Below are 21472 nucleotides of genomic sequence, written 5' to 3'. Positions count from 1 at the left end.
GCCGTATAAACCGCAGCCCAAAGGACCCCATGATCGAACTGACCCGACAAGACGTCGAAAATTCCCACGGCCTGCCCGACACCGGGCCGGCGCCCGCCCCACGAGATGCCCAGCTGGTTTGGTGGCCTACCACCGCATTGCAGCGCGGCCTGGTGGCCCACACGCTGATGCTCCAAGACCATCCGCAGGCAACCGACCCCTACGTCGGTCAGAGCCGGGTCCAGCTGACAGGACCGTTGGACCCGGACGAGGCCCGCGCCGCCACGATGAGTCTGCTACGCCGGGTGGAAAACCTGCGTGCAGGCTTCCTGCTGGACGAGATTGGGGACCCGGTCTCCTTCGTAGAGCCGTGGGACGAGGAGCTGGCCGCCCGGGCATTCACCACCGGGCTGGAGGTCGAGGCCCTGGCCAGCGCGCAGATCACGGCCGGGTTCGACCTGCAGGAGCCTCCGCTGCTGCGTTTCGCCCTGGTCTCGGAATCATCCAAGTCCCATGAGTTGGTCATCACTGCGCATCATCTTGTCCTTGACGGCTGGTCCATGCCGCTGCTGCTGGGCCAGTGGCTGCGAGAGCTGGCCGCCGTACGCGGCGCCTCGGCCCCGGCCGACCTGCCCGCCGCCACTGGCAGTTACGCCGACCACCTGGGCTGGATCGCCTCCGCGGATCGAGAGGCCGCTGCCACATTTTTTGCCGAGAGCCTGGCCCATGCCGAAACCGGGCAGCGCCCGCATTTCCTGGGCGCGCAAGCGCTGGCCGGCACCAGCCAGGCGAGCGAAACCCGTGAGCTTCCCAGCTCCACCGTCGCCGCACTGAACGCCGCCGCCCGGACCCATGGATTCACGCCCGCTACCGCGCTGCGGACCGCCTGGGCCCTGGCCGCGGACTTCGCGGCCGGTACCACCGGCAACATCTTCGCCCTGCCCGTGGCCCTGCGCGATCCCTCCCGCCCGGACGCAGACACCGTCTGCGGCATGCTCACCGAGACCGTGCTCGCCGCCGGCGACTACCAGCCTGGGCAGACCCTGCTGGGCGCCGCGGTGCGCCAGCAGCAGTGGTGGAACCGCAGCCTGGAGCACCAGCACCTTGGCGTGCCGGGCATTGAGCGCGCCCTGTCCGGAACCGGCGAGTTGGCGTGGTCGCTGCTCAGTTTCGAAGCCATTGGCGCTCGGGGTCACTTCGCGCTGAATGAGCTGGAGGCCACGCTGAAGGCCACCGGCGATTCCAGCCACTATCCGGTCAACGTGCACGTGCGTGCAGGGGACAGCTGGCACCTCGAACTGGAATACGATGGGCGAGTCCCCGCGCACGTGGCAGCCACTTTGGCAGAGGCCCTGGTCCGCGGGCTCACCGCACTGGCCTTGGACGCCGAGTCCCGCATCGCCGACGTCGAGCTCATGGACCCGGCCGAGGTCACCGGCTTTGAGACCTCCGCCCGCGACTACGCCGGGCCTCAGCCACTGTTGCCCGAGCTCTTTGCCCGCCAGGTCGCCGCCGCACCGCAAGGCACCGCCTTGGTCGTCGGCGGCATGAGCTACACCTACGCGGAGCTCGACGCGTTGGCAAGGGACACCGCGGATCGTCTGGCCGGACTGCTGGCAGTCGCCACCGGCCACCGGACCTTGGCCGTGCGGTTGCCGCGCGGGATCGATATCGTGGTGGCTCACCTGGCGGCGCTGCGCAGCGCCGTGACCCTGATGGTGCTGGACAACGGATGGCCCGCCGCCGGCGTCGAGCGCGCGCTAGACCTCGCCATCCCGGCGTTGATCTGGGATGGCGAGGGTCTGCGCGCCACCGGGATGGGATCGTGCTCGGCCCCGGCGCCGTTCGCCGCGCAGGCAGCGGCTACCGCCGCCATCGTGTTCACCTCCGGATCCACCGGCGAGCCCAAGGGCGTGGCCGTGCCTCACCGCGCATTGGCCCACCTAGCCGCCCGCCAGCAGCGCGAGCTCTACCCGACGGATCGCACCCTGCAGGTGGCGCACACCTCCGCCTTCCACTTTGACGCACACTGGGATGCCTTCCTGGCGTTGTTCACCGGGCATACCCTGCATCTGCTGACCGAGGACGAGTACCTGGACCCGTTCGCGTTGGCCGACTACGTCGACGCGCACCGCATCGCCTACCTGGACTTCACCCCGACCCTGTGGAATGCGGTAATCTCCAGCGCAGCGATGACCAGACTGCCGGAAATCTGCGTGGCCGGCGGCGAGAGCTTCCCCGCCGCGCTGTGGCGGCGCATGGGACAGCTGGCCCGCGCGTCCGGTTCCGCCGTCTACAACCTGTACGGCCCCACCGAAGCCACCGTGGATGCACTTGCCGCCGCCGTGGCTGACGCGCAGCAACCGGTGGTCGGCCGACCTGTAGGCGCCACCGGGGCGCTGGTCCTGGATTCCCTGCTGCGCCGGGTCGCCCCGGGCACCGTGGGCGAACTCTATCTGGCCGGTCCGCAGCTGGCCGACGGCTACCTTTCGCGCAGTGCGCTGACCGCCGCCCGTTTCACCGCCCACCCTTTCGCCCCGGGGGAGCGCCTGTACCGCACCGGCGATGCCGCGGTCCGGCGTCCGGACGGGCAGCTGGCGCTGCTCGGCCGCACCGACGCGCAGATCTCCTTGCACGGCGTGCGCATCGAGCCCGGAGAAATCGAGTCCTTCCTGACCGGCCAGCACTCCGTACGCCGTGCCGTGGTGCTGAAGGTCGAGGACCCGCGGCTGGGAGAACGTCTCGCGGCCTGGGTGGTCCCGGCTGACCCGGCCGCCGTGGGCGATCCGCGGCTGGCCGCCGACTTGCGCACCGCCTGCGCCCTCAAGCTGCCGCGTGTGATGGTGCCCGCCGCGGTGGTGCTGCTGAAGTCGCTGCCGGTGACCGGTAGCGGCAAACTGGATACCCGTGCCCTGCCTGCCCCGGACTTCGGCGGTGCCTCCGCGGCTGCGCCGGCGGAATCCGGCGTAGCCGCGGAGGCGCCGGGCGCCGAACTGGCCGCGGTGACCGCGGTGGTCACTCGCGTGCTGGGCCTGTCCTGCGCACCGGATCCGGGGGAGCGATTCATGGCACTGGGAGGGGACTCGATCGCCGCGATCCAAGTCATTGCCGGGCTGCACCGTGAGGGCTACGGCTACTCCGTGGCGAAGTTGCTGGCCGCCGGGACGCTGGCGGACATCGCCCGCGAACTTGAAGCGCGGCAGCCTGAGGCCGCGCCCGCTAGCACCGACGCCACCGGCCGGCTGGCCGCCCTGGGTGCCGAACGCGCCGCAGTGCTGGCCGCCCGGGCGGCCAGCTTGGGCGCCAACGTGGTAGACGTGTGGGAACTGACCCCCACCCAGCTGGGCATGGTATTGCACCACGAGCGCGAAACCGACGGAACGTATCAGACCACCACGCGCTGGCGCATAGCCGCCGCGGACGAAGCCTCGTTGCCCGGTGCCGCGCAGATCGCCCACGCACTGGATGCGCTGGCCGCACGTCACCCCCAGCTGCGCGGCGTGATCTTCCAGCACGACCTGCCCGCCCCGCGCCTGGCCATCCTGGACCGGATGCGCTGGAAGCTGCAGGCCGCAGATTTGCGGTCCGAGCCCGATGTGTCCGCCGCGGTGGGCCGGGTCGAGGCAGCCCTGCGCGCAGAGCCGATGGACCTGGCTACCGGACCACTGGCCAGCGGAAAGATGCTGCGCACCGCGGACAGCGCCTGGGAACTTGTCCTCTGCCTGCACCATCTGCTGGTGGATGGATGGTCCACCGCGCTGCTCACCGGCGAACTGAACACCCTGCTGGCTGGCGGCGGGTTGTCCGAACCGCGCCCGATGACCGGGTACCTTCAGTGGCTGGCCCAGTTGGAAACCAGCTCCCGGGAGCTGGAGGATGCCTGGCGTAGCGAGTTCGCCGGCTTCGGCGCACCCACTGCGCTGGCCGCGCTGACCCGCGCTGGCGAAGGCACAGTGAGCGCCACCGCCTACCTTCAGGCGCAGCCCACCGCGGAGCTTTCTGCCGCGCTTCGTGCTTCGGGGCATACCCTGGCCGACGCCGCCCAGGCCGCCTGGGCCACCGTTTTGGCCACGGTAATCGGCACCGCTGACGTAGCGCTGGGAGCCACCCGTTCCGGCCGCGATGCGGAAGTTCCGGGCATCGATGAGATGATCGGCATGTTCATCACCACCGCCCCGGTGCGTCTGCAGCCACGTCCAGGAGCCCCCTGCACGGAGCTGCTGGATGAGGCCCGCCGACAAAACACCGCGTTGGCTCGTGCAGCCCACCTGGGTATGGGCCGGATCCAGTCGGTGCTCGGAGCCGAACCCTTCGACACCTTGCTGGTTGTGGAAAACTACCCGCACCGCGGGGAAACGGGCGTTTCCGGTCTTGAGGTCACTGCGCTCGGAGGCGAGGACGGCACCAACTACCCGGTGTGCCTGACGCTGACCCCGGGGGAAGAGGTAGCTCTGGAAGTCGAGCTGGCCGGCGGAGATCTGCTAGCCGCGGCAGCGCTGGCCCAGGCCGTGCGCACCGCGCTGGCCGCACTGTCCGACGGCATCCAGCTACAACCCGAGCAGCTGGGTCTGGAGATGCTCTCCGCGCGGCTGGTTGAAGCTGCAAGAACCGAATCCGATTTTGCCGGGCCTGCCTCGGTTGACGCCGAAAATTCTTCGGTTGTCGTGTCCACCGTTGCGCAGACTACGCGCATCGCGCTGGCTGCCCAGGCCGTTGCAGAGGTACTCCGGCTGGACTCGGTGGACCCGTCTCGGGACATCTTCGCGCTGGGGGCGGACTCCATGGCCGTCATCGCGCTGGTCGGCGCGCTGCGCGCCCGCGGACTGGTCCTTTCGCTGGGAGAGATCTATCGCAATCCGACTGCTGCCGCGCTGGCCGCGGCCGCCGCCGAGGCTTCTCCGACCCGGGTGGCCGAACTGGCCGCCGACGGGGCATTGGAGGACACCCCGGCCTTGGCGTGGTACCGCGAACTGCTGGCAGGCACCGGGGCGGACGGCAGTGGCTTCCAGCAGCTGCGTGTGCTCAACGTGCCCGCTGGCGTCCCGGCGACCAGTCTGCAACGGGCGCTGACCATCTTGGCCGAACGCCACCCGGCCCTGCGCCTGCGGGTAGACGGTTCCGGAGCCGCGGTGCTGCCCGACGCGGCACTGCCACTGACCACGCTGGCCGCCGACTCCGGTGAGCGGCAGTTCTCCGAGGTTTTGCGCACCGCCTGCCGGGAACTGGATGAGCGGTCGGGCCGCGTGGCGGCAGCCGTGTATCGCCCGGCTGAGTCCGGCTACGGCGTGCTTGCGCTGGCCGTGCATCACGTTGCCGTGGACATCTACTCCTGGCGCCTGCTGACCGAGGATCTGCGCCGACTGGTCCAGGGCTCCCGGAACCTACCGGCCGCCTCCGCCAACCTCCGCGCCTGGGCTGCCGCCTCGCATGAGGCAGCACAGACCCTGGCCGCTGACCAAACGCTGACCAAGCGCTGGCTTTCCGTTCTGGATGCAGGGGAACTGGCACAGATGCGGTACTCGGATTCCCTGCAGCTGGGAACAGTGGCCGACACGCAGGAGGTTGTGCACACCTTGGATGCAGAGACCACGCGCAGACTGCTTGCGCTGGGCGAGGGCTGCGGCATGGACACCGTGCTACACGCCGCGGTAGTAGGCACGCTGGAAGCCGGTACCAGCGTGCTGTTGGAGGCCGAAGGCCATGGACGCCCGGCGGGCATCCAATTCAGCGACGCCCGCGACACGGTGGAAGTCGGCAGCACCGTGGGGTGGTTCACCGCCACCTGGCCGCTGCGCCTGTCCGCCGCGGCAACCGGCGGCACCCAGAGGTTGGCACCCGAAGCCTGGGTGCGTGCGGCACGCGCCGCATCTGCCACACTGCCAACAGATACCGCCAGCTACGGGATGCTGCGCCACCTTGCCGGTCCTGCCGGCGACCAGCTGGCCGCCGCGGCGGACGCTGCCAGCGCCCAGCTTCTGGTCAATTACCTGGGGCGTGAGGCCGTGTCCGAAGGCCCGTGGCAGCCGGCGGCGGACGCCGCCGCACTGGAAAGCGAGCTGGGACTGCATCGGGCGCTGCCCGCCACCCACCCGGTGGAACTGAACGGCTACGTCACCGAGGCCGTGGACGGCCCGCACCTGGTGCTGCGCTGGCAGCTGGCCGCAGCCAACGCCGCCGGTCGCGGTCTTCCGGATGCCGCACGATCCGCGCTGGTCGCCTTGTCCGGGATAGACCCGCTGGCCATTGGCACCACCGGCGCCCTGCACGACATCGTGGGGATGGCAGCTGCGGAAACCTCGCGGCTGCTAGTTGAACGCCCCGCAGCCCAGGGCGTCTGGCCGCTGACCGGGGTGCAGCAGGCCATGGCCGTGCACGCAGCCTCCGCCCCGAACGACACCTACCTGTCGCTGACCGCTCTGGAGCTGTTCGGTCCGGTGGACCCGACGACGCTGCGGAGCGCAGCGGCCGCGCTGGCCGCGGTACACCCGCAGTTGCGATCCACCGTGTACTGGCCGGAAGACGGCGCACCGGTGTTCGTCCCGCTGGCCGGGCTCACCCCGCAGGTGGCCGTGCGCCGCAGCCACGGGCTGGACCTGAAGTCCCGGCAACAGGTCGCACAGGCGGTCCGCGCCGAGCACCTGGTCCGCGGCTTCGACGTGGAAACCGGTCCGCTGCTGCGGCTGGAACTGGTCGATTTTGGAGAGCACCCGGAAACCGGTGAGCCGCACAGCCAGCTGATCCTGGCCAACCACCATTTGCTGCTCGATGGCTGGTCCATCCCGCCGCTGGTGGATGAGTTGTTCGAAAACTACGCGCGAGCCGCTGGGGGCGCCCCGGCCCCGAAGCCGGTAGCCCCTGCCGGTAGTGGCTATGACGCTTTCGCCCGTTCACTGGTCTCGCGCGACGACCAGGCCCGGGTCGCGCAATGGGGCCGGGTGTTGACGGGGGACCGTCCGGGCCACGTATTACGCCACCGCGATCCGGAGAATACCGCGCTGCCTACGATGATCGGTGCTGAGCTCGGCGCCCACGTGCACAAGGCTCTGGCCAATCGCGCCCGCAAGGCCTCGGCCACGGTGGCTGACGCGGCGAATGCCGCTTGGGCGCTGGTGCTCGGCGCACTGTTGGACACGGACGTTCCGGTTTATGGCACGGTCAGCTCCGGCCGCGCCATCGACGTGCCGGGCATGTCCGAGCTGCCGGGCATGTTCATCGACACCCTGCCGGTGGCCATGAACTTGGAACAAAAGGATTCCAAGGCGTTGTTGAGAGCCGCCCACGCAGCTGGCCAGCGGATCGTTGAATCGGCCGGAGTGCCGCTGTCGAAGATCACCGGCGCCCTGGGCCTCGGTACCCTGTTCGACACCTTGCTGGTCGTGGAGAACTATCCGCAAGCCGAGGGCAACACCCCGGACGGTGCCCCGCGCCTGGGCGAGATCCACTCTGAGGACGCCACCGAATACCCGCTATCGGTCAGTGTCTCGGTGGGCGACCTCATGGAAGTCGAAATGGAATTCGGCACTGAAATACCCGAATCCGTCGCCCGTCAGGTGCTCTCCGCCTTGGTCGTGGCCTTGGAGTGCCTGGCCCTGGGCACCGCGTTGCCGGTGCTGCGCCGCCTGCTGTCCACTCGGCTGGCTGCGGCGCGCGAGGCCCTGACCTCGGCGGGTGCCCGGCATGCCGCAGCGCACGGCGCGGACACAGCAGCCATGAACGCGGTGACCGCCGCCTACGGGCAGGTGCTGCGCCTGCCCGTAGGCGGCGGCACTGACAGCGACTTCTTTGCCGCCGGAGGCGACTCCATGGCCGCCATGTCCCTGCTGACCGCCCTGCGCAAGGCTGGCTACAAGGCAACGATCTCCCAGGTCTTCGCCAACCCGGTCGCCGCCAATCTGGCCGCCGTGGTGCAACGTATCGCACCTGCCGCCACGGCCGTCGCTAATACTGCCGGGGATCCAGGGAAAGCTCCCGCGGCTTCTGCGCCGGCGGCGGACGCCGTCAAACCCATGATCATGCTTGACGGGGCCTCGATGGCCTCGCTGACCAATTTGTTGAAGGGAAACTAGTGACCACGCCAACTACCGAGGCCCAGAACACCAATATCCAGGACGCCGAACAGGCCGAACCGGAGATCATCGATGTGCTGCCGCTGGCCCCGTTGCAGAACGGGCTGCTCTTCCACGCGCTGGCCGACCCGGAGGCGCTGGACGTATACACCATGCAGTCCACCTACCGCTTCGCCGGGCCGGTGGACGTGCCCGCACTGCGCCAAGCCTGCGCCACCTTGCTCGAGCGTCATCCGATTCTGCGCGCCGGCTTCGCTCATGAACAGTTCGACACTCCCGTGCAGTTCATCCCCGCTTTCCTTCCACTGCCCTGGCGCCAGTTGGACCTATCGGCAGACCCGCAAGCCGTTCGCGGGCTCGAACGACTGCAGGTCGATGAGCGCCAAACGAAGTTTGAGATGAGCCGTCCACCGCTGATCCGCTTCGCCTATGCCGATCTGGGAGTCGAGGGGGGCGCCTTGGTGGTCACCAACCATCACATCTTGATCGACGGCTGGTCCGACGCACTGCTGGTCACCGAGCTGCTGCGGCACTACCGTGCCGGAGGCCGGGACGATACCCTGGGCGAGCCGACCCCGTTCCGCAGCTACCTCCAGTGGCTGGCCGAACAGGATGCCGAGGCCGCCCGGGGCGTGTGGCGCAACCTGCTGGCTGGTCTTAACGACGGCACCCTGGTCGCTCCGGAAGCGTCAGCACGTTCCGCAGTGCTGCCCGAGGTCGTTGAGATGGACCTGCCCGACGGGCTGACCGAGGCGCTGATCGCGCTGGCCCGCACCGCTAAGGTGTCGATCAACACCGTTTATTCCCTGGGCTGGTCGCTGGCGCTGCGCCGGCTCACCGGCCAGGACACCGTAGTCTTCGGCTCCACGGTCTCCGGCCGGCCTCCGGAGCTGGCAGGGGTGGATGAGATGATTGGTTTGTTCCTGAATACCGTCCCGGTGGTCACTGAGCTGGATCCGCACACCCGGGTGGATGCGCTGCTGCGCCAGGTGCAGACCCGCCAGGGTGAGAGCCTGCAGGCCCAATTCGTCGGACTGTCCACGATCCAGCAGGATGCCGGCATCGGCACCCTATTCGATACCCTCTACGTCATGCGCAATACCCCGGAGGACGACGCGGCGCTGGACAGGCTCAGCACAGACACCGGGCTGGTGGAGATCGAGGGCGGGGACGCCACTCACTACCCGCTGACCTTCATCGTGCATCCTGCCGACATCTATCGGTTGATTCTGGCTTATCAGGGAGAGCAGTTCTCGGCCGCGGCCGCGGGCTGCCTGATGGAATCGGTCATCGCCACCCTGGCCGCGCTGGCTGACCATGCGCAGTCCCCGTTGGGTACCGTGCTGGCCGCGGTCGAGGGCGAGCCGCAGTCCTCTGGGCTGGCCGGTACCGCACGGCAGCTGGGCGAGGATTCACTGGTCGCATTGCTGGAACGCACCGCTGCTGCCCACCCGCAGCGTCCTGCGCTGATCGATGGGGCGCACACCCTCACGTACGCCGAGCTGTGGGCCGAGGTCTGCTCGATCGCCGGCTGGCTGCGTGCCCAGGGCCTGGGCCCGGGCTCCACGGTGGGATTAGGCCTGCCGCGCGGGAACCGGTTCGTGGCCGCCATCTTCGCAGTGATGGCTGTCGGAGCGGCCTACATTCCCCTGGATGAGGCCTACCCGGATGCCCGTGCCGCGAAGATGTTCGCCACCGCACGTGCCGATGCGGTACTGCTGGAGCCGGGCTCATGGAGGGACACGGAGAAGCTCGCCGCCTCCGGAACCCGGGTCATGGTTCTAGATGATGCCGTGGTCGCCGGCCATGCAGGAGCTGCTCAGCTTTATCCGGACTACTCGCACGCGGACAGCGCCTACCTGATGTTCACCTCAGGCTCCACCGGCGAGCCCAAGGGTGTGTCCGTACCGCACCGGGGCTTGGTCAACATGCTGGCCAACCACCGACGCGAGATCTTCGACCCGGCTATCGCTCGGGTGCCGGACCGCCCGCTGGTTGTCGCGCATACCGTGTCCTTCGCCTTCGACATGTCTTGGGAAGAGCTGTTCTGGCTCATCGAAGGGCACACCGTGCACGTGCTGAATGAGGCGCTGCGCCGCGATGCAGCGCAGATGGTTAGCTACCTACGTGAGCATTGCGTGGACGTCATTAATGTGACTCCTTCAGTTGCCTCGGCGCTGCTGGCCGAGGGGCTGCTCCAAGCCGGGAAGCACCATCCGGCATTGGTGTTATTGGGCGGAGAAGCGGTGGGAGCCGAGGTCTGGGATGCACTGCGCGCGGACCCCGTCTCCGAGGGCTACAATCTCTATGGCCCCACCGAATACACCATCAACGCCCTGGGCGCCGGCACCGATAGCAGTGCTGTGCCGGTGGTCGGCGGGCCCATCGAAAACACCGAAGCTTACGTGCTGGACAGCGCGCTGTGTCCGGTCGCTGAGGGCGCGCCCGGCGAACTGTACTTGGCTGGAGACGGGCTGGCATATGGCTACGTGGGACGCGCTGCACTGACCGCCTCCCGCTTCGTAGCCAACCCCTATGGCACCCCGGGCACGCTGATGTACCGCACCGGGGATGTTGTCTCGCGCGATTCTTCCAGGGCGCTGCACTTCCACGGCCGCTCCGATGCCCAGATCAAGATCCGCGGCTACCGCATCGAGCCGGGGGAAGTGCAGGCGGTGATCGCCGCGGATCCGCGCGTCGGCTCCTGCGCAGTGCTGGCTCGACAGATGACGCAGGGCCACATGGCGTTGATCGGATATCTGGTACCCGCCGCCGGTGCGGACACCGAGGAGGACCGCGCCGGGCTGGTGGACGCAGTGCGGGCCAGGGCCCGCCGCGAGCTGCCGGACTACATGGTCCCGAGCCACCTGGTGCTGCTCGGCAAGCTGCCGCTAACCCCGAACACGAAGCTGGATGTGGCCGCGCTGCCGCTTCCTGCCCCGATCGCGGGCAGGGCGCCGTCTGGCGGCGCGCAGACCGCGGTAGCCGAGGTGTTCTGCGCCGTACTCGGCGTGGACTCGGTGCACGCGGAGGATGACTTCTACTTGCTGGGCGGGGATTCGCTCAAGGCCATGCGTGCCGTTTCGCTACTGCGCTCGCGCTTCGAGACGACGCTGACGGTGGGCACTCTGGCAGCGGCGCCCACCGTGGAACTGCTGGCCTCCAAACTGTCCGCCGGCACCGATTCCTCCTTCGACCTGGTACTGCCGCTTGCTGGCGGCAGCGGGGCCGGCGCCCCGCTGTACTGCTTCCACCCGGCCGGTGGCCTGGGCTGGAGCTACGCCGGGTTGGCCGGGCATCTGGGCCGTGGACGCGAAATCATTGCGTTGCAGTCTCCGAGGTTCACTGGGCCGGCCCCGCAGGACATGGCTGCGTTGCGCGATTCCATGGTGCAGGCGATCCGCAATCGCCATCCGCACGGCCCGTACCACCTGCTGGGCTGGTCTTTCGGAGCACACCTGGCGCATATGGTGGCCGGTGCGCTGGAGAAGGACGGGGAACAGGTGCTCACGCTCTCGCTGCTTGATGCGGACCCGGTCACCGTGAACCCCGTCCAAGGACCGGCCCCGGAGGACGCCGCCGAGCTGGAGCAGGAAGCACTGAACTTTCTGCTGGCCGGGGCGCTGCGCGAGCTGCCCCAGTGGCTCAGGAGCCCGTACCAGCGCGCGGATGTGCTGGAGTTTCTGGCAGAGGCCGAGGGAGTCTGGAGCCACTTCGCCAGCGACAAGCTGGAGGCAATCATGGACTCCTATGGCTATAGCGTCGGAGTGCTGCCCGGTGCCCGTTACGACCGGGTCCGAGCGGACACCCGACTGTATACCGCGACGATGAGCCGCCATGGGGTGGTCGCCAGCGATCCGGCACGTACCGCAGCCGGCTGGTCCGAGTACAGTGCCGGGCCCTTCGCCCAGCAGCTGATCGAGGCTGGGCACCATGAGATGACCAGCCCGGCAGCACTGAGCATCGTCGGGCCGCAGCTACGCGAAGACCTGGCCCGCACCGAAGCCGGGCACACCGGCAGCTGACCCGTCAACAGACCTACCTGACTTTCCATATAGCACAAGGAGCAAAACCATGAATCCCTTCGACCGAACCGACGGCAGTTTCCTCGTCCTGGTCAACCAGTTGAATCAGCACAGCCTCTGGCCCGACTTCGCGCAGGTCCCGGCCGGCTGGACACAGGTATTCGGCCCGTCCGAGCTGGACGCGGCCAATAACTACGTCCAGGAACACTGGACTGATATCACACCGCGGGAATCCGCCCAGTGATCCGGTGGCTGCGCCGCCATTCAATCGACCTGGGTCCGCTGCGCAGCAGCAGAGCGTTCACCCTGATTTTTTGGGGGCGTCTGGTATCCATCGCGGGGATCGGCGTGCTGAGCACTGCGATTCCGTTACAGGTTTATGCCCTGACCGGTTCGTCCGTCCACGTCGCCCTGGTCGCAACCGTCATGGGCCTGGCCGGCTTCGCGGGGGCACTGTCCGGCGGCCTGATGGCGGACCGGTTGGACCGTCGCAAGATCATCCTGGCGGCCCGCGGTTCAGCCATAGCCGGCTTCGCGCTCCTGGCAGTTAATGCCTTTGCCGCTGAGCCGATGCTGGCCGCATTCCACGTGGCCGCGGCCGTGGATGGGCTGGCTGGAGGCATCAGCGCCACCGCGCTGTCCGCCACGGTGCCACGCACGGTGGAACCGACCCAGCTCCCGGCCGCGAGTGCGCTCATGGCGATCAGCATGGATTTGGGCATGGTGCTCACCCCCGCCCTGGGCGGCCTGCTATACGCAGTGATCGGCCCGGGCTGGCTGTATCTCTGGGTCATCGCCGCGAGTCTGGCCAGCATGGCCCTGCTCTGGGGACTGCCTGAACTGCAGCCGGGCATCGACGAACAGGCAGCGGCTGATCCGCAGATCCGGCAGGCCGGAACACTCGGTGCCATTCGTCGCACCTGCGCGCAGGCATGGGCCGATACCCGTGAGGGCATGGCCTATGTAGCGCGCGACCGGGTGGTTGGCCCGATCATGCTGCTGGGGTTCATCCAGCTGCTGTGCGCCTCGCCGTACGTGCTGATTCCGGAGTTCGCCGAGCGCCAGCTGGGGCTGGGACCTGAAGCCGCCGGCTTGCTGTATTCAGCACCGGCAGCCGGAGCCCTGCTCGCCTCGCTGAGCAGCGGCTGGACCGGACGGGTGCGGCCCGCAGGCCGAGTGCTGCTGGTGGTACTGTGCGCTTCCAGCCTAGGCGTGCTGGCCCTGGGCCTGACCAGTTCGCTGCCATTGGCCCTGGCAGCCATGGCCTTGACTGGCGTGGGGGATGTGCTGGCCGAGATATTCCGTTATGCGATTATCGCCGGGCGCACCCCGGACCGGTTGCTCGGCCGGGTCAGCGCCGTATGGAGCGCCCAAGGTACCGTGGGTGATACCTTGGGCGGGCCCTTACTCTCGTTGCTGGCCAAGGTGTTAGGACCAGGCGGAGCGATCGCTGCAGGCGGCGCGCTAGCCGCCGGCCTGAGCGCCGTGGTGGTATTGAGTGCTCGCGAATTGCGCGCACTCCGGATCGAGTCCGAAACGCCGGAAGAGATCATTGTCCCGGAAGCTGATCCCAGCTTCCGGGGCGCTGACGGCCCATAGGCCTGCTCCGGCGTCGTCCCTGACGTTCATGAACCGAGCAGTTGCCAGGTTTCTAAGCGCTCGACCGGCAGGGGCACGGTGCAGGCCAGTGAAGCCACATGCCCGTGGCCGACGTCCACTGGCTGCAGGTACACCGGGCCGGATTCCACGCCGGGCGTGTGTACCTGGGACCACCGAGCGGGCGGGCCCAGCGGGCCGGTGGAAACCTGGAAACTGGCCGGGTCAACAGCCAGCCCCACCCCCGCCGCCTTGAGCAGGGCCTCCTTAGCTGAGAACAAGGTCAAGCGCAGAGCGTCGGGGCGCACCGCGGCACCCGCTGCGGTGCGCTCGCCGGGAGAAAGTACCGCATCATCGAACCCGGGGAATACTCCCGGAGGGTGCAGCCCCGGCCCACGTTCCACATCGACGCCCAGCAGGACATCGGCAGGCGCCACGGCCGCCATAGCCAGCTCCCTGGTACGGGACAGCGATACGGCGCGCTGCGGGTGGCGCGGTTGGCCGTGGTCTGCGACGCCGCACTTCGGGCAGTGGCGGGTAAGTTGCAGTAAACGTGAAGCGCGGGGATCGACGTGCAGTTTCCGGGCCAGCAGCAGACGCAGCAACGCCCTGGACGCGAGCAGCGCCGCGGCATCGGTAGGGTCTTTGAAGGTGCCGGCCTTGGTCGCTTCGGGGCCTAGCAATTGCGCATAGCCCCCCAGCTCGGCGACCTTGACCCGGACCTCGTCGACCGTGGCGGTGAGATAGCTCAGATGTGCAGCGGGCTGCGGGGCGGGGCGGAGATGTTCTGCGGGTTCCACACCTCCAGCCTACGGCGGATTCTGCCGCATCGGGTACGGCTCACGCGACTGATTCTCTTTCCATGCCACTTCCAGCGCGCCAAATCCAACGCGCCAAATCCAACGCGCCAAATCGCGACCGCTTGGGCCGTGGGGCTTCGGTCGACAGGACCGGGTCAATAAAGATGAATAATTACGAACACACAGTAGAACGTTTTTGAGTAAGGTGAGCCTATGATAACGTTGGCCGAGGTGATCTGCTCAGTCACCGAAGTTTTCGCTAGACTCGACGACTCCGAAGGTACTCGCACATGAAATTCACTCCACGCGCCCGCTGGGCCGCTATGGCCTTGTCTCTGTCCTTGCTCGCCACTGGCTGTGCCGCCAGTACAAATGCCAACGGCGAGAGCGGTACTTCCGCCACCGCGGCAGCGCAGAATGTTGACGGCACTGTCATCGTTGATACCGCGTTCGGAAAGGTCAGTATCCCGTCAGACCCGCAACAAGTGGTGGCGTTGGAAGGCGGTTCCGTGCCTGCCGTTGAGGCCGGCCTGACGCCGCTGGCCACCGCCGGCGACACTTTCGACGATTCCTTCGGCAACGCGGCAGACTTCGACGCCGTGGAAAAGCTTCCGTCTATTCTTACCCCGGATGGATGGGACTACGAGCATCTCGTTGAGTTGAAGCCCGACATGATGATCGGCTTCATCCGCGGCGGTGACGATACTTCGGAGGAACTGAGCTCCGAGAAGAAAGCCGAATTCGAAAAGCTCAACGCCATCGCACCCACCGTGCTGATCCGCACCAACGGTTCTGCCGGTACCCGCGACGCCTCGGTGGCTATGGCCGAAATTCTGGGCAACGGCGAGCAGGCCCAAGTGCAAAAGAAGGCTTACGAGGACAAGATCGCCCAGATGAAGTCCGATTACGCCAAGCAGCTGTCGGAGAATGCTTTCGCGGCCGTGGACGCCTACGAGGAGGTCACTGTTTACTCCAAGATTTCCTGGATTGGCAAGGTCCTGGATGATCTGGGGGCGCCGGCCGTCGAGGCGGTCAAGAACGAAGAAGCCGAAAACGGCGTGTTTCTTTCCTTTGAGCAACTCTCCAAGATCGACGACGCCACGGTGATCTACTACCCGCAGTACACCGACGGTGCTTCCGACGCGCTTGACACCCTCGAAGGACAAGCTACCTGGACCTCGCTGCCAGCGCTCAAGGACAAGCACGCCTTCGGTCTGACCCATTTCTTCCCAGACAACTATGGCGCCGCCCTGCGTGTGGCCGAGCAGATCGAAGAATCACTCAAGAGCCTCTAGTCCCCAAGTCCAAAGGACCTATCCATGATTATCACGACCCATGATCCGGCTTCCGGCGAACTCATCGCACCGGACGAAGAAAATCCCAAGAACGCCACGTATACGCATCCGCTCGTGCCCCGGCTAGTGACCGTCGAATCGGTGGAGCCGCTGGGAGCACGCATGGTGCGCATCCGCGTAGTCGGCGAGGACCTGAAGTCGCTTCGCAGTGTCGCAGCCGAAGACCACGTCAAGGTATTCTTTGACCGCGATGAGCAAGGCCGTGCCGTGCTGCCCACGGTGGTGGGCGACCGGTGGATTGATGGACGCTCAATGACCAGCCGAGACTACACCATACGGGATGCCGACCCGGCGGCTGGATGGATGGACCTGGATTTCGTACTGCATGAGCACGGAGTCGCCGGACGCTGGGCGGGCACCGCGCAACCCGGCGAGCAACTGGCCCTGCTCGGCCCGCGTGGCTCCTTCCGGGTGAAGGACGTCTTCGACTGGTATGTGCTGGCCGCGGACGAAACCGCCCTGCCGGCGTTGGCCCGATGGGTTTCAGGCCTGCGCGCCGAGGCGAAGGTTTTCGCCTTCATCGAGGTCAACGACGCGGCCGATGAGATCGTACTGGACAGCCGAGCACAATTGCAGGTCAGCTGGTTGCATCGCGGCTCGTCCCCGGCAGGAAGCACCGATTTGCTGGTGCAGGCCGTGAAAGCCCAGCAACTGCCCCAGGGGGAGGGCTTCATTTGGGTGGCCGGCGAGTCGATGTCCATTAAGCCGTTGCGTCGCTACCTGAAGAACGATCTGGGGCTGGACCGCGAGAACTGGGATGTCGACGGCTACTGGCGCCGGGGCCAGACAGACCACGACCACCATCACGACGAGGACTAGCATGAGCGCCGGTCTGCGCGACCTGGCGGTGGACCGGCCGGCCCGCAAAGGCTTGCCGGTCTTCGTCGCCTGCGCCGTGGCTTTGCTGCTTGCCGTCGCCGCTAGCCTGCTCTACGGTTCCCAGCCGGTACCGGCAGTCGATGTCCTGGCCTACCTGCGCGGTCAGCAGGGAAACCTCGTTGAAGCCAACGCCTCGGTTATGGCTCTGCGAGTGCCGCGCACCGTGCTCGGCCTGGTCTGCGGCATCTCACTGGGCGTGGCCGGAGCCTTGTGCCAGGCGCACACGCGTAACCCGCTGGCCGATCCGGGCCTGCTCGGCGTAAGCTCAGGAGCGGCCGCAGGGGTGGTTCTGGCCATCAGCGTGTTCCACCTTGTTTCGCCCGCGCAATACACCGTCTTCGGCCTGCTCGGGGGGCTAGTTGCCGGCTCGATGGTGCTCGGCCTGGCCGCGCGCATTCGGCTCGCCAACGCCGCCACCAGCCTGATTCTGGCCGGCAGCATCATCACCGGAGTGTTGAATGCCGTCTCCAGCGCCGTCGTGCTGTTGGATAAGGTCACCATGGACCGCTTCCGCTACTGGACCGTCGGTTCGTTGTCCGGACGCGACGCCTCCGTGCTCTGGGACGTGGGCCCGTGGCTGGCCCTTGGGCTGCTGCTCACCGTCCTGAATACTTCCTCGCTTGACGCGCTGGCGCTGGGCGACGATGTGGCTTCCAGCTTGGGGCGCAACGTCATCCGGGACCGGCTCGTAGGCCTGCTCGCCGTGGTAGTGCTTGCCTCAGCGGCGACCGCCTCGATGGGAGCCATTGCCTTTCTCGGTCTCGCGGCCCCGCACCTGGCCAAGCGGATTGCACCTGGCGGGCTACCTGGCGCGGTGTGGCTCTCCGGAGCCCTGGGCGGAGCTATCATGCTGCTGGCCGATACCGCAGGCCGGCTGGTGCTGCCCACCGGCGAGCTGAGCGTGGGCATCATGCTGGCTATTCTCGGCGCACCCCTGTTTATTCTGATCGCGCGCAGCCCGCGCATGAGGAGAGCCGTTGACAGTCTCTGAGTTCATCCGTCCGGCGGCTCCGGCGGTGCGCGCCACCGGTCTGCATTGGCGCTCCTTGCTGTGCTGGGGCGTGTTATCCGCCGCCGGGCTGCTGCTGCTGGTCAACGCACTGGGGCTGGGGTTAGACCTGCGCCTGTGGTGGCTCGTGATCAGTGGCCAAGCCGATTCGGGAACCATGTTCTTGGTGCGCGACCTGCGGGGTCCGCGTGCCCTAGCCGCGATCGTGGTGGGCGTTGGCTTCGGTATCTCCGGTGCGGTCACCCAGGCGGTACTGCGCAATGTGCTGGCCAGTCCCGATATTATTGGGGTGACCTCGGGCGCCAGCCTTGGAGCCGTCGCCTCCATCGTCGGCTCCAACGCCGTGCCCGCCATCCTCCTGCTGGGCCCATGGCGGCTGCCGCTGTCGGCGACACTGGGCGCCCTGCTGGCCGGGGCGGTCGTCCTGGCCGTTTCCTACCGCGGTGGCATCAGCTCCTTCCGGTTGGTGCTGGTGGGGCTGGGAGTGAACGCTGGACTGGGTGCCGGGGTCAGCTGGCTACTACTGCGTGCGGAGCTGCCGGACCTAAATAGCGCCATGGTCTGGCTTACCGGAAGCCTGTCGCTGGCCACCTGGGGCCTGCTCTCCCCGGTGGCGCTGGTGGTCCTCGTGGCAGGCGCCGCGCTAATCGGGCTGTGCGCTCGGTGGCTGGATGTTCTGGCACTGGGCGACGACGTGGCCGCGGCCCTGGGTTTGCCGGTGCGTGCCGCGAGCCTGCTGATGCTGGCCCTGTCGGTGCTACTTGCCGGCGCCACGGTGTCGGTCGCTGGTCCAGTGGGTTTCATCGCCTTCGTCGCCCCACAGCTGGCCCAGCGAATGTTCGGGACGACCCATCCCACGCCCGGAAGGGCGGCGCTGACCGGTGTGGTGCTGATGCTGCTGGCGGATTTGATCGGACAGAACCTGTTTCCGGTGCTGCTGCCGGTCGGTCTGGTCACCTCCATTGCCGGCGCGCCGTTCTTGGTGTGGATCCTGCTGGTGCTTTCGCGTAAGGGGGCGCGTTGACCCCTCATCAAAGCGCCACACGAAGCCCATGCCTCATTTACTTCTGCTCGCGAAGACTCTGGCGTTCCAACGAGCACAGGGTTCTGCTGAAGTGATGAAACAAGTACTCTGAATGAACACTCGACATCAAATCATCAAATGCTTCGCCAAAGCCACGAAACGCGAAAAGGGAATCCTTCTGGACTATCTCCGCGCGCCCACCGGCTGATCCAGAGCCAACACCAGACACCGTCTGAGCGCAGAACACCAACGGATCACCGGCTAGGTACCTACACCGTCCCGCGGCGCAGGGCCAGCGAGTATCAACTGGCGTCCTTCAGGATCCTGGAACGCATCTGGCCGCTCTGCGGGGATCCTTGCGGCAAATACCTCGCCGCAACAATCTCCGAGGACATCAAATGCCGTGAACGCTTCGATGAATTCGGAAAACTCTCCGTGCTACTCACCGACGAGGTGAAAGCGGAACTGCAGTGCATGTCAGCTGCCACGATGAATCGCCATCCGAAGCAGTTTCTCGATGCTAGATAGCCATTGTCTCTTTCCGCGACTAAGGCCGGCTCAATGCTCCGCTCGGAAATTAAAGTCCGCTGCTCAGGTACTCCAATGGAGCAAGAACCCGGATTCTTTGAAGTCGATACTGTCGCATTGCGAGCATAACCTCTAAGGCGAATATCTGTACTCCGTCACGCTCACCGACGTATTCGCTGGCTGGACGGTGATTATTGCGGTGAAGAACCGCGCCTACTGCAATGTGATGGCCGGCATCCAGAGCCTTGTAGCTGGTTTGCCGTGTCCGGTGACAGGGCTCGACTTCGATAACAGCGGCGGATTTATCAATGTGCCATTCATTGAATGAGCCGAAACGAACCACCTCGCGCTGACGCGGGCCAGACCGTATAAGCACAACGATAATGTGCATGTGGAGCAATGAAATAGTGGTTGGGTGCGCAAGCACGCTTTCAGGTTCCGGTATGAAACGCGGGAAGAAATGGCGTTACTCAATGAGCCTTGGGTGTTGGTTGACCAGCGGAAGAACCATTTGTTGCCCATGGTGAACGCCAGCGGGTATGGCACCGCGAGGTCAGGGCGCAGAAAGCGGACGCATAATGCTCCGCGTACCGCTTATCAACGGATTATCGAGCTGAAGGCTATGGATGAAAGGCATACGGCAGAGCTCGCAGCGCGCGAGTATTCTTTAAATCCGGCGCTCACCAGGCGGATCGCGGAGATTCAGGGGCAGCTGATTGCCCGCTCTAAGTTCCGTAGCAATGGAACTAGTAGTGAGTTTGGCGAGCAATTTAGTTGAGGCACGGGGTTAATTTTCGTAAGCATATTGACATGAGGCAAGGCGGGTCCCCATCATGAGCTGATTGGCGGCAAGGCCCCGTTGCGATGGAACCAATTGTGATGAATTCACTAGTCAGCGGAAAACTAGCGGCTTGCCTCAAGGTCAGGCGGCCTTATATTTCCAATCGCTCAGGCCATCTACACGGGCCAGCAGCGTAATATGGTCGACTGCTCATGCTGCTACTGGCATCTTCCAAGGCTTCAAATGCTTGATAGCTCGTAATCCTCAATCGGGCGCTTCATAAATGTTTGGCAGCGCTTCTGCACTCTTAGAGGTGCGAGCAGAGATCGACGCATTCTCTTGCGCCCCATAAAGGGAAACGCTGATCGAGTCGATCAGCGTTTGGATGTCCTGCACCTTTCCCTTCCAGTACCTTTCGACCTCTGGACGTGCAGCACTGGTTTCTGTTCCTGGGCCGTTGAGCAACTCCACGTAATGGTCTCGGCGACTGCACAAAGCGTTTTGCAGTTCCGTGGCCTGTTCGTCAGACAGGTGAATACTGAGTAGTGATCCGTTCACTTTTTTCACGCTCCTGAGCTCTCGGGCCGGTGCTCAGCCCTAAAGCTGGGCACCGGCCCGTTCGACCCACTGCCGCTACCGAGTATGGTGGCCCTATGGGTGGGGATCTGTTCTTTTCTGGGAATCTGAAGGTCAGCACCTGAGTGCGATAGCCGAACTGCCGGTGGTACCAGCTAGGTATCATGTTCCTGCTACTCGACCGGTCTGAAGCCGAACCTAGTCCGCAACGCTTCCTGCAGGGTGGATAAGCTAGGCTTCGCCGTACTATGAACTGGTCGAGCCGATCACTGAGCTGTGCTAAGAAGTCCCTATCGTCCTCAGCGAGCAGTTCTTCCAGGTAAACGAGCAACGTTTCCATGGCACTGTTCCATCAGCTCTACCTGGTAATGGACTTCGTGGACTTTCCGCGCAGAATCTTGATCTTCCGCGGCTTGGCTGACTCGGCCAGACCAATGTCCAAACTCAGTACCCCGTCGGCGTAGTTCGCGCTGATGTTCTCCGTGTCCAGGTGCTCTCCAAGGATGAATTCCCGGCTGAAATGACCCCACACTCGTTCATTGCCCAAGACGTTGCGACGTCCTTCAGGCTTAGGACGTTGAGCTCTGATGGTCATGACGTTGCGTTCAATGGCCACGTCGATGGATTCCGGGTCAATTCCTGGGAGGTCGATTTCCGCGTGGAATCCTTGTTCGTCGCGCCACGCATCCATGGGCATGGCATTGACGCGTTCGGGGCTGAGCTGGGTGTTGAAAGTCCGCTGGACCAGTCGGTCGAAATCGCGCAGGACATCATTTTGCATCATCATTGTTCTTCCTTTCCTCGGCAATGTTGCTGATGGTGCACTTGGAGCCAGATCCAAAATCTATCTCCAA

At 65.9% G+C, this 21472-nt stretch carries 12 protein-coding genes; 8 read left to right on the top strand and 4 right to left on the bottom strand.

Annotation, left to right across the window (positions count from 1 at the left end):
- The first annotated feature begins 29 nt into the window (after positions 1-29).
- Genes CIK74_RS05310 through entS form a run of 4 tightly spaced genes read left to right on the top strand, consistent with a single transcriptional unit; the run spans position 30 to position 13669 of the window.
- Positions 30-8045 (top strand): condensation domain-containing protein, encoded by an 8016-nt coding sequence (locus CIK74_RS05310; RefSeq protein WP_096254739.1) that lies wholly within the window; start codon positions 30-32, stop codon positions 8043-8045.
- Complete coding sequence (locus CIK74_RS05305) at positions 8045-12070, top strand: non-ribosomal peptide synthetase (RefSeq protein WP_096254738.1); 4026 nt, start codon at positions 8045-8047, stop codon at positions 12068-12070. Before CIK74_RS05310 ends, CIK74_RS05305 begins: the two co-directional genes overlap by 1 nt.
- A 49-nt stretch (positions 12071-12119) precedes the next feature.
- Positions 12120-12314 (top strand): MbtH family protein, encoded by a 195-nt coding sequence (locus CIK74_RS05300; RefSeq protein WP_096254737.1) that lies wholly within the window; start codon positions 12120-12122, stop codon positions 12312-12314.
- On the top strand, positions 12311-13669 hold the full coding sequence (gene entS, locus CIK74_RS05295) for an enterobactin transporter EntS (protein WP_170947748.1): 1359 nt from the start codon (positions 12311-12313) through the stop codon (positions 13667-13669). The genes CIK74_RS05300 and entS overlap by 4 nt, the downstream gene beginning before the upstream one ends.
- A gap of 26 nt (positions 13670-13695) precedes the next feature.
- Here the strand turns inward: entS and CIK74_RS18470 are convergent, their stop codons facing one another.
- Entirely contained in the window at positions 13696-14112 is a 417-nt protein-coding gene (locus CIK74_RS18470) for a 4'-phosphopantetheinyl transferase superfamily protein (protein WP_141392873.1), read from the bottom strand.
- Between the two features lie 644 nt (positions 14113-14756).
- Between CIK74_RS18470 and CIK74_RS05285 the strand changes: the two genes are divergently transcribed.
- The 4 genes from CIK74_RS05285 (at position 14757) to CIK74_RS05270 (ending at position 18733) form a co-directional block, all read left to right on the top strand.
- Positions 14757-15761 carry an ABC transporter substrate-binding protein gene (locus tag CIK74_RS05285; RefSeq protein ID WP_096254734.1) on the top strand — a complete coding sequence of 335 codons (1005 nt, stop codon included), beginning with the start codon at positions 14757-14759 and terminating at the stop codon, positions 15759-15761.
- A gap of 114 nt (positions 15762-15875) precedes the next feature.
- A complete protein-coding gene (locus tag CIK74_RS05280) occupies positions 15876-16640 on the top strand; it encodes a siderophore-interacting protein (RefSeq protein WP_240520462.1) in 765 nt (254 codons plus the stop codon).
- Positions 16641-16716: 76 nt separating this feature from the next.
- Complete coding sequence (locus tag CIK74_RS05275; RefSeq protein WP_240520461.1) at positions 16717-17691, top strand: iron ABC transporter permease; 975 nt, start codon at positions 16717-16719, stop codon at positions 17689-17691.
- Entirely contained in the window at positions 17678-18733 is a 1056-nt protein-coding gene (locus CIK74_RS05270) for an iron ABC transporter permease (RefSeq protein WP_096254731.1), read from the top strand. Before CIK74_RS05275 ends, CIK74_RS05270 begins: the two co-directional genes overlap by 14 nt.
- 577 nt (positions 18734-19310) lie before the next feature.
- Here CIK74_RS05270 and CIK74_RS18920 read toward each other — a convergent pair.
- From CIK74_RS18920 to CIK74_RS05255, 3 genes are all read right to left on the bottom strand, one after another.
- A complete protein-coding gene (locus CIK74_RS18920; RefSeq protein WP_205738254.1) occupies positions 19311-19652 on the bottom strand; it encodes a hypothetical protein in 342 nt (113 codons plus the stop codon).
- A 654-nt stretch (positions 19653-20306) separates the two neighbouring features.
- On the bottom strand, positions 20307-20600 hold the full coding sequence (locus tag CIK74_RS05260; protein ID WP_096254730.1) for a hypothetical protein: 294 nt from the start codon (positions 20598-20600) through the stop codon (positions 20307-20309).
- A gap of 376 nt (positions 20601-20976) precedes the next feature.
- The gene (locus CIK74_RS05255; protein ID WP_096254729.1) at positions 20977-21405 is read right to left on the bottom strand and encodes an Hsp20/alpha crystallin family protein; all 429 of its coding nucleotides are present in this window, start codon (positions 21403-21405) and stop codon (positions 20977-20979) included.
- Positions 21406-21472 lie beyond the last annotated feature (67 nt).

Origin of the sequence: Glutamicibacter sp. BW77, assembly GCF_002332285.1 — a bacterium.
GTDB lineage: Bacteria > Actinomycetota > Actinomycetes > Actinomycetales > Micrococcaceae > Glutamicibacter > Glutamicibacter bergerei.
This window is presented reverse-complemented; position numbering and strand designations above follow the sequence as displayed.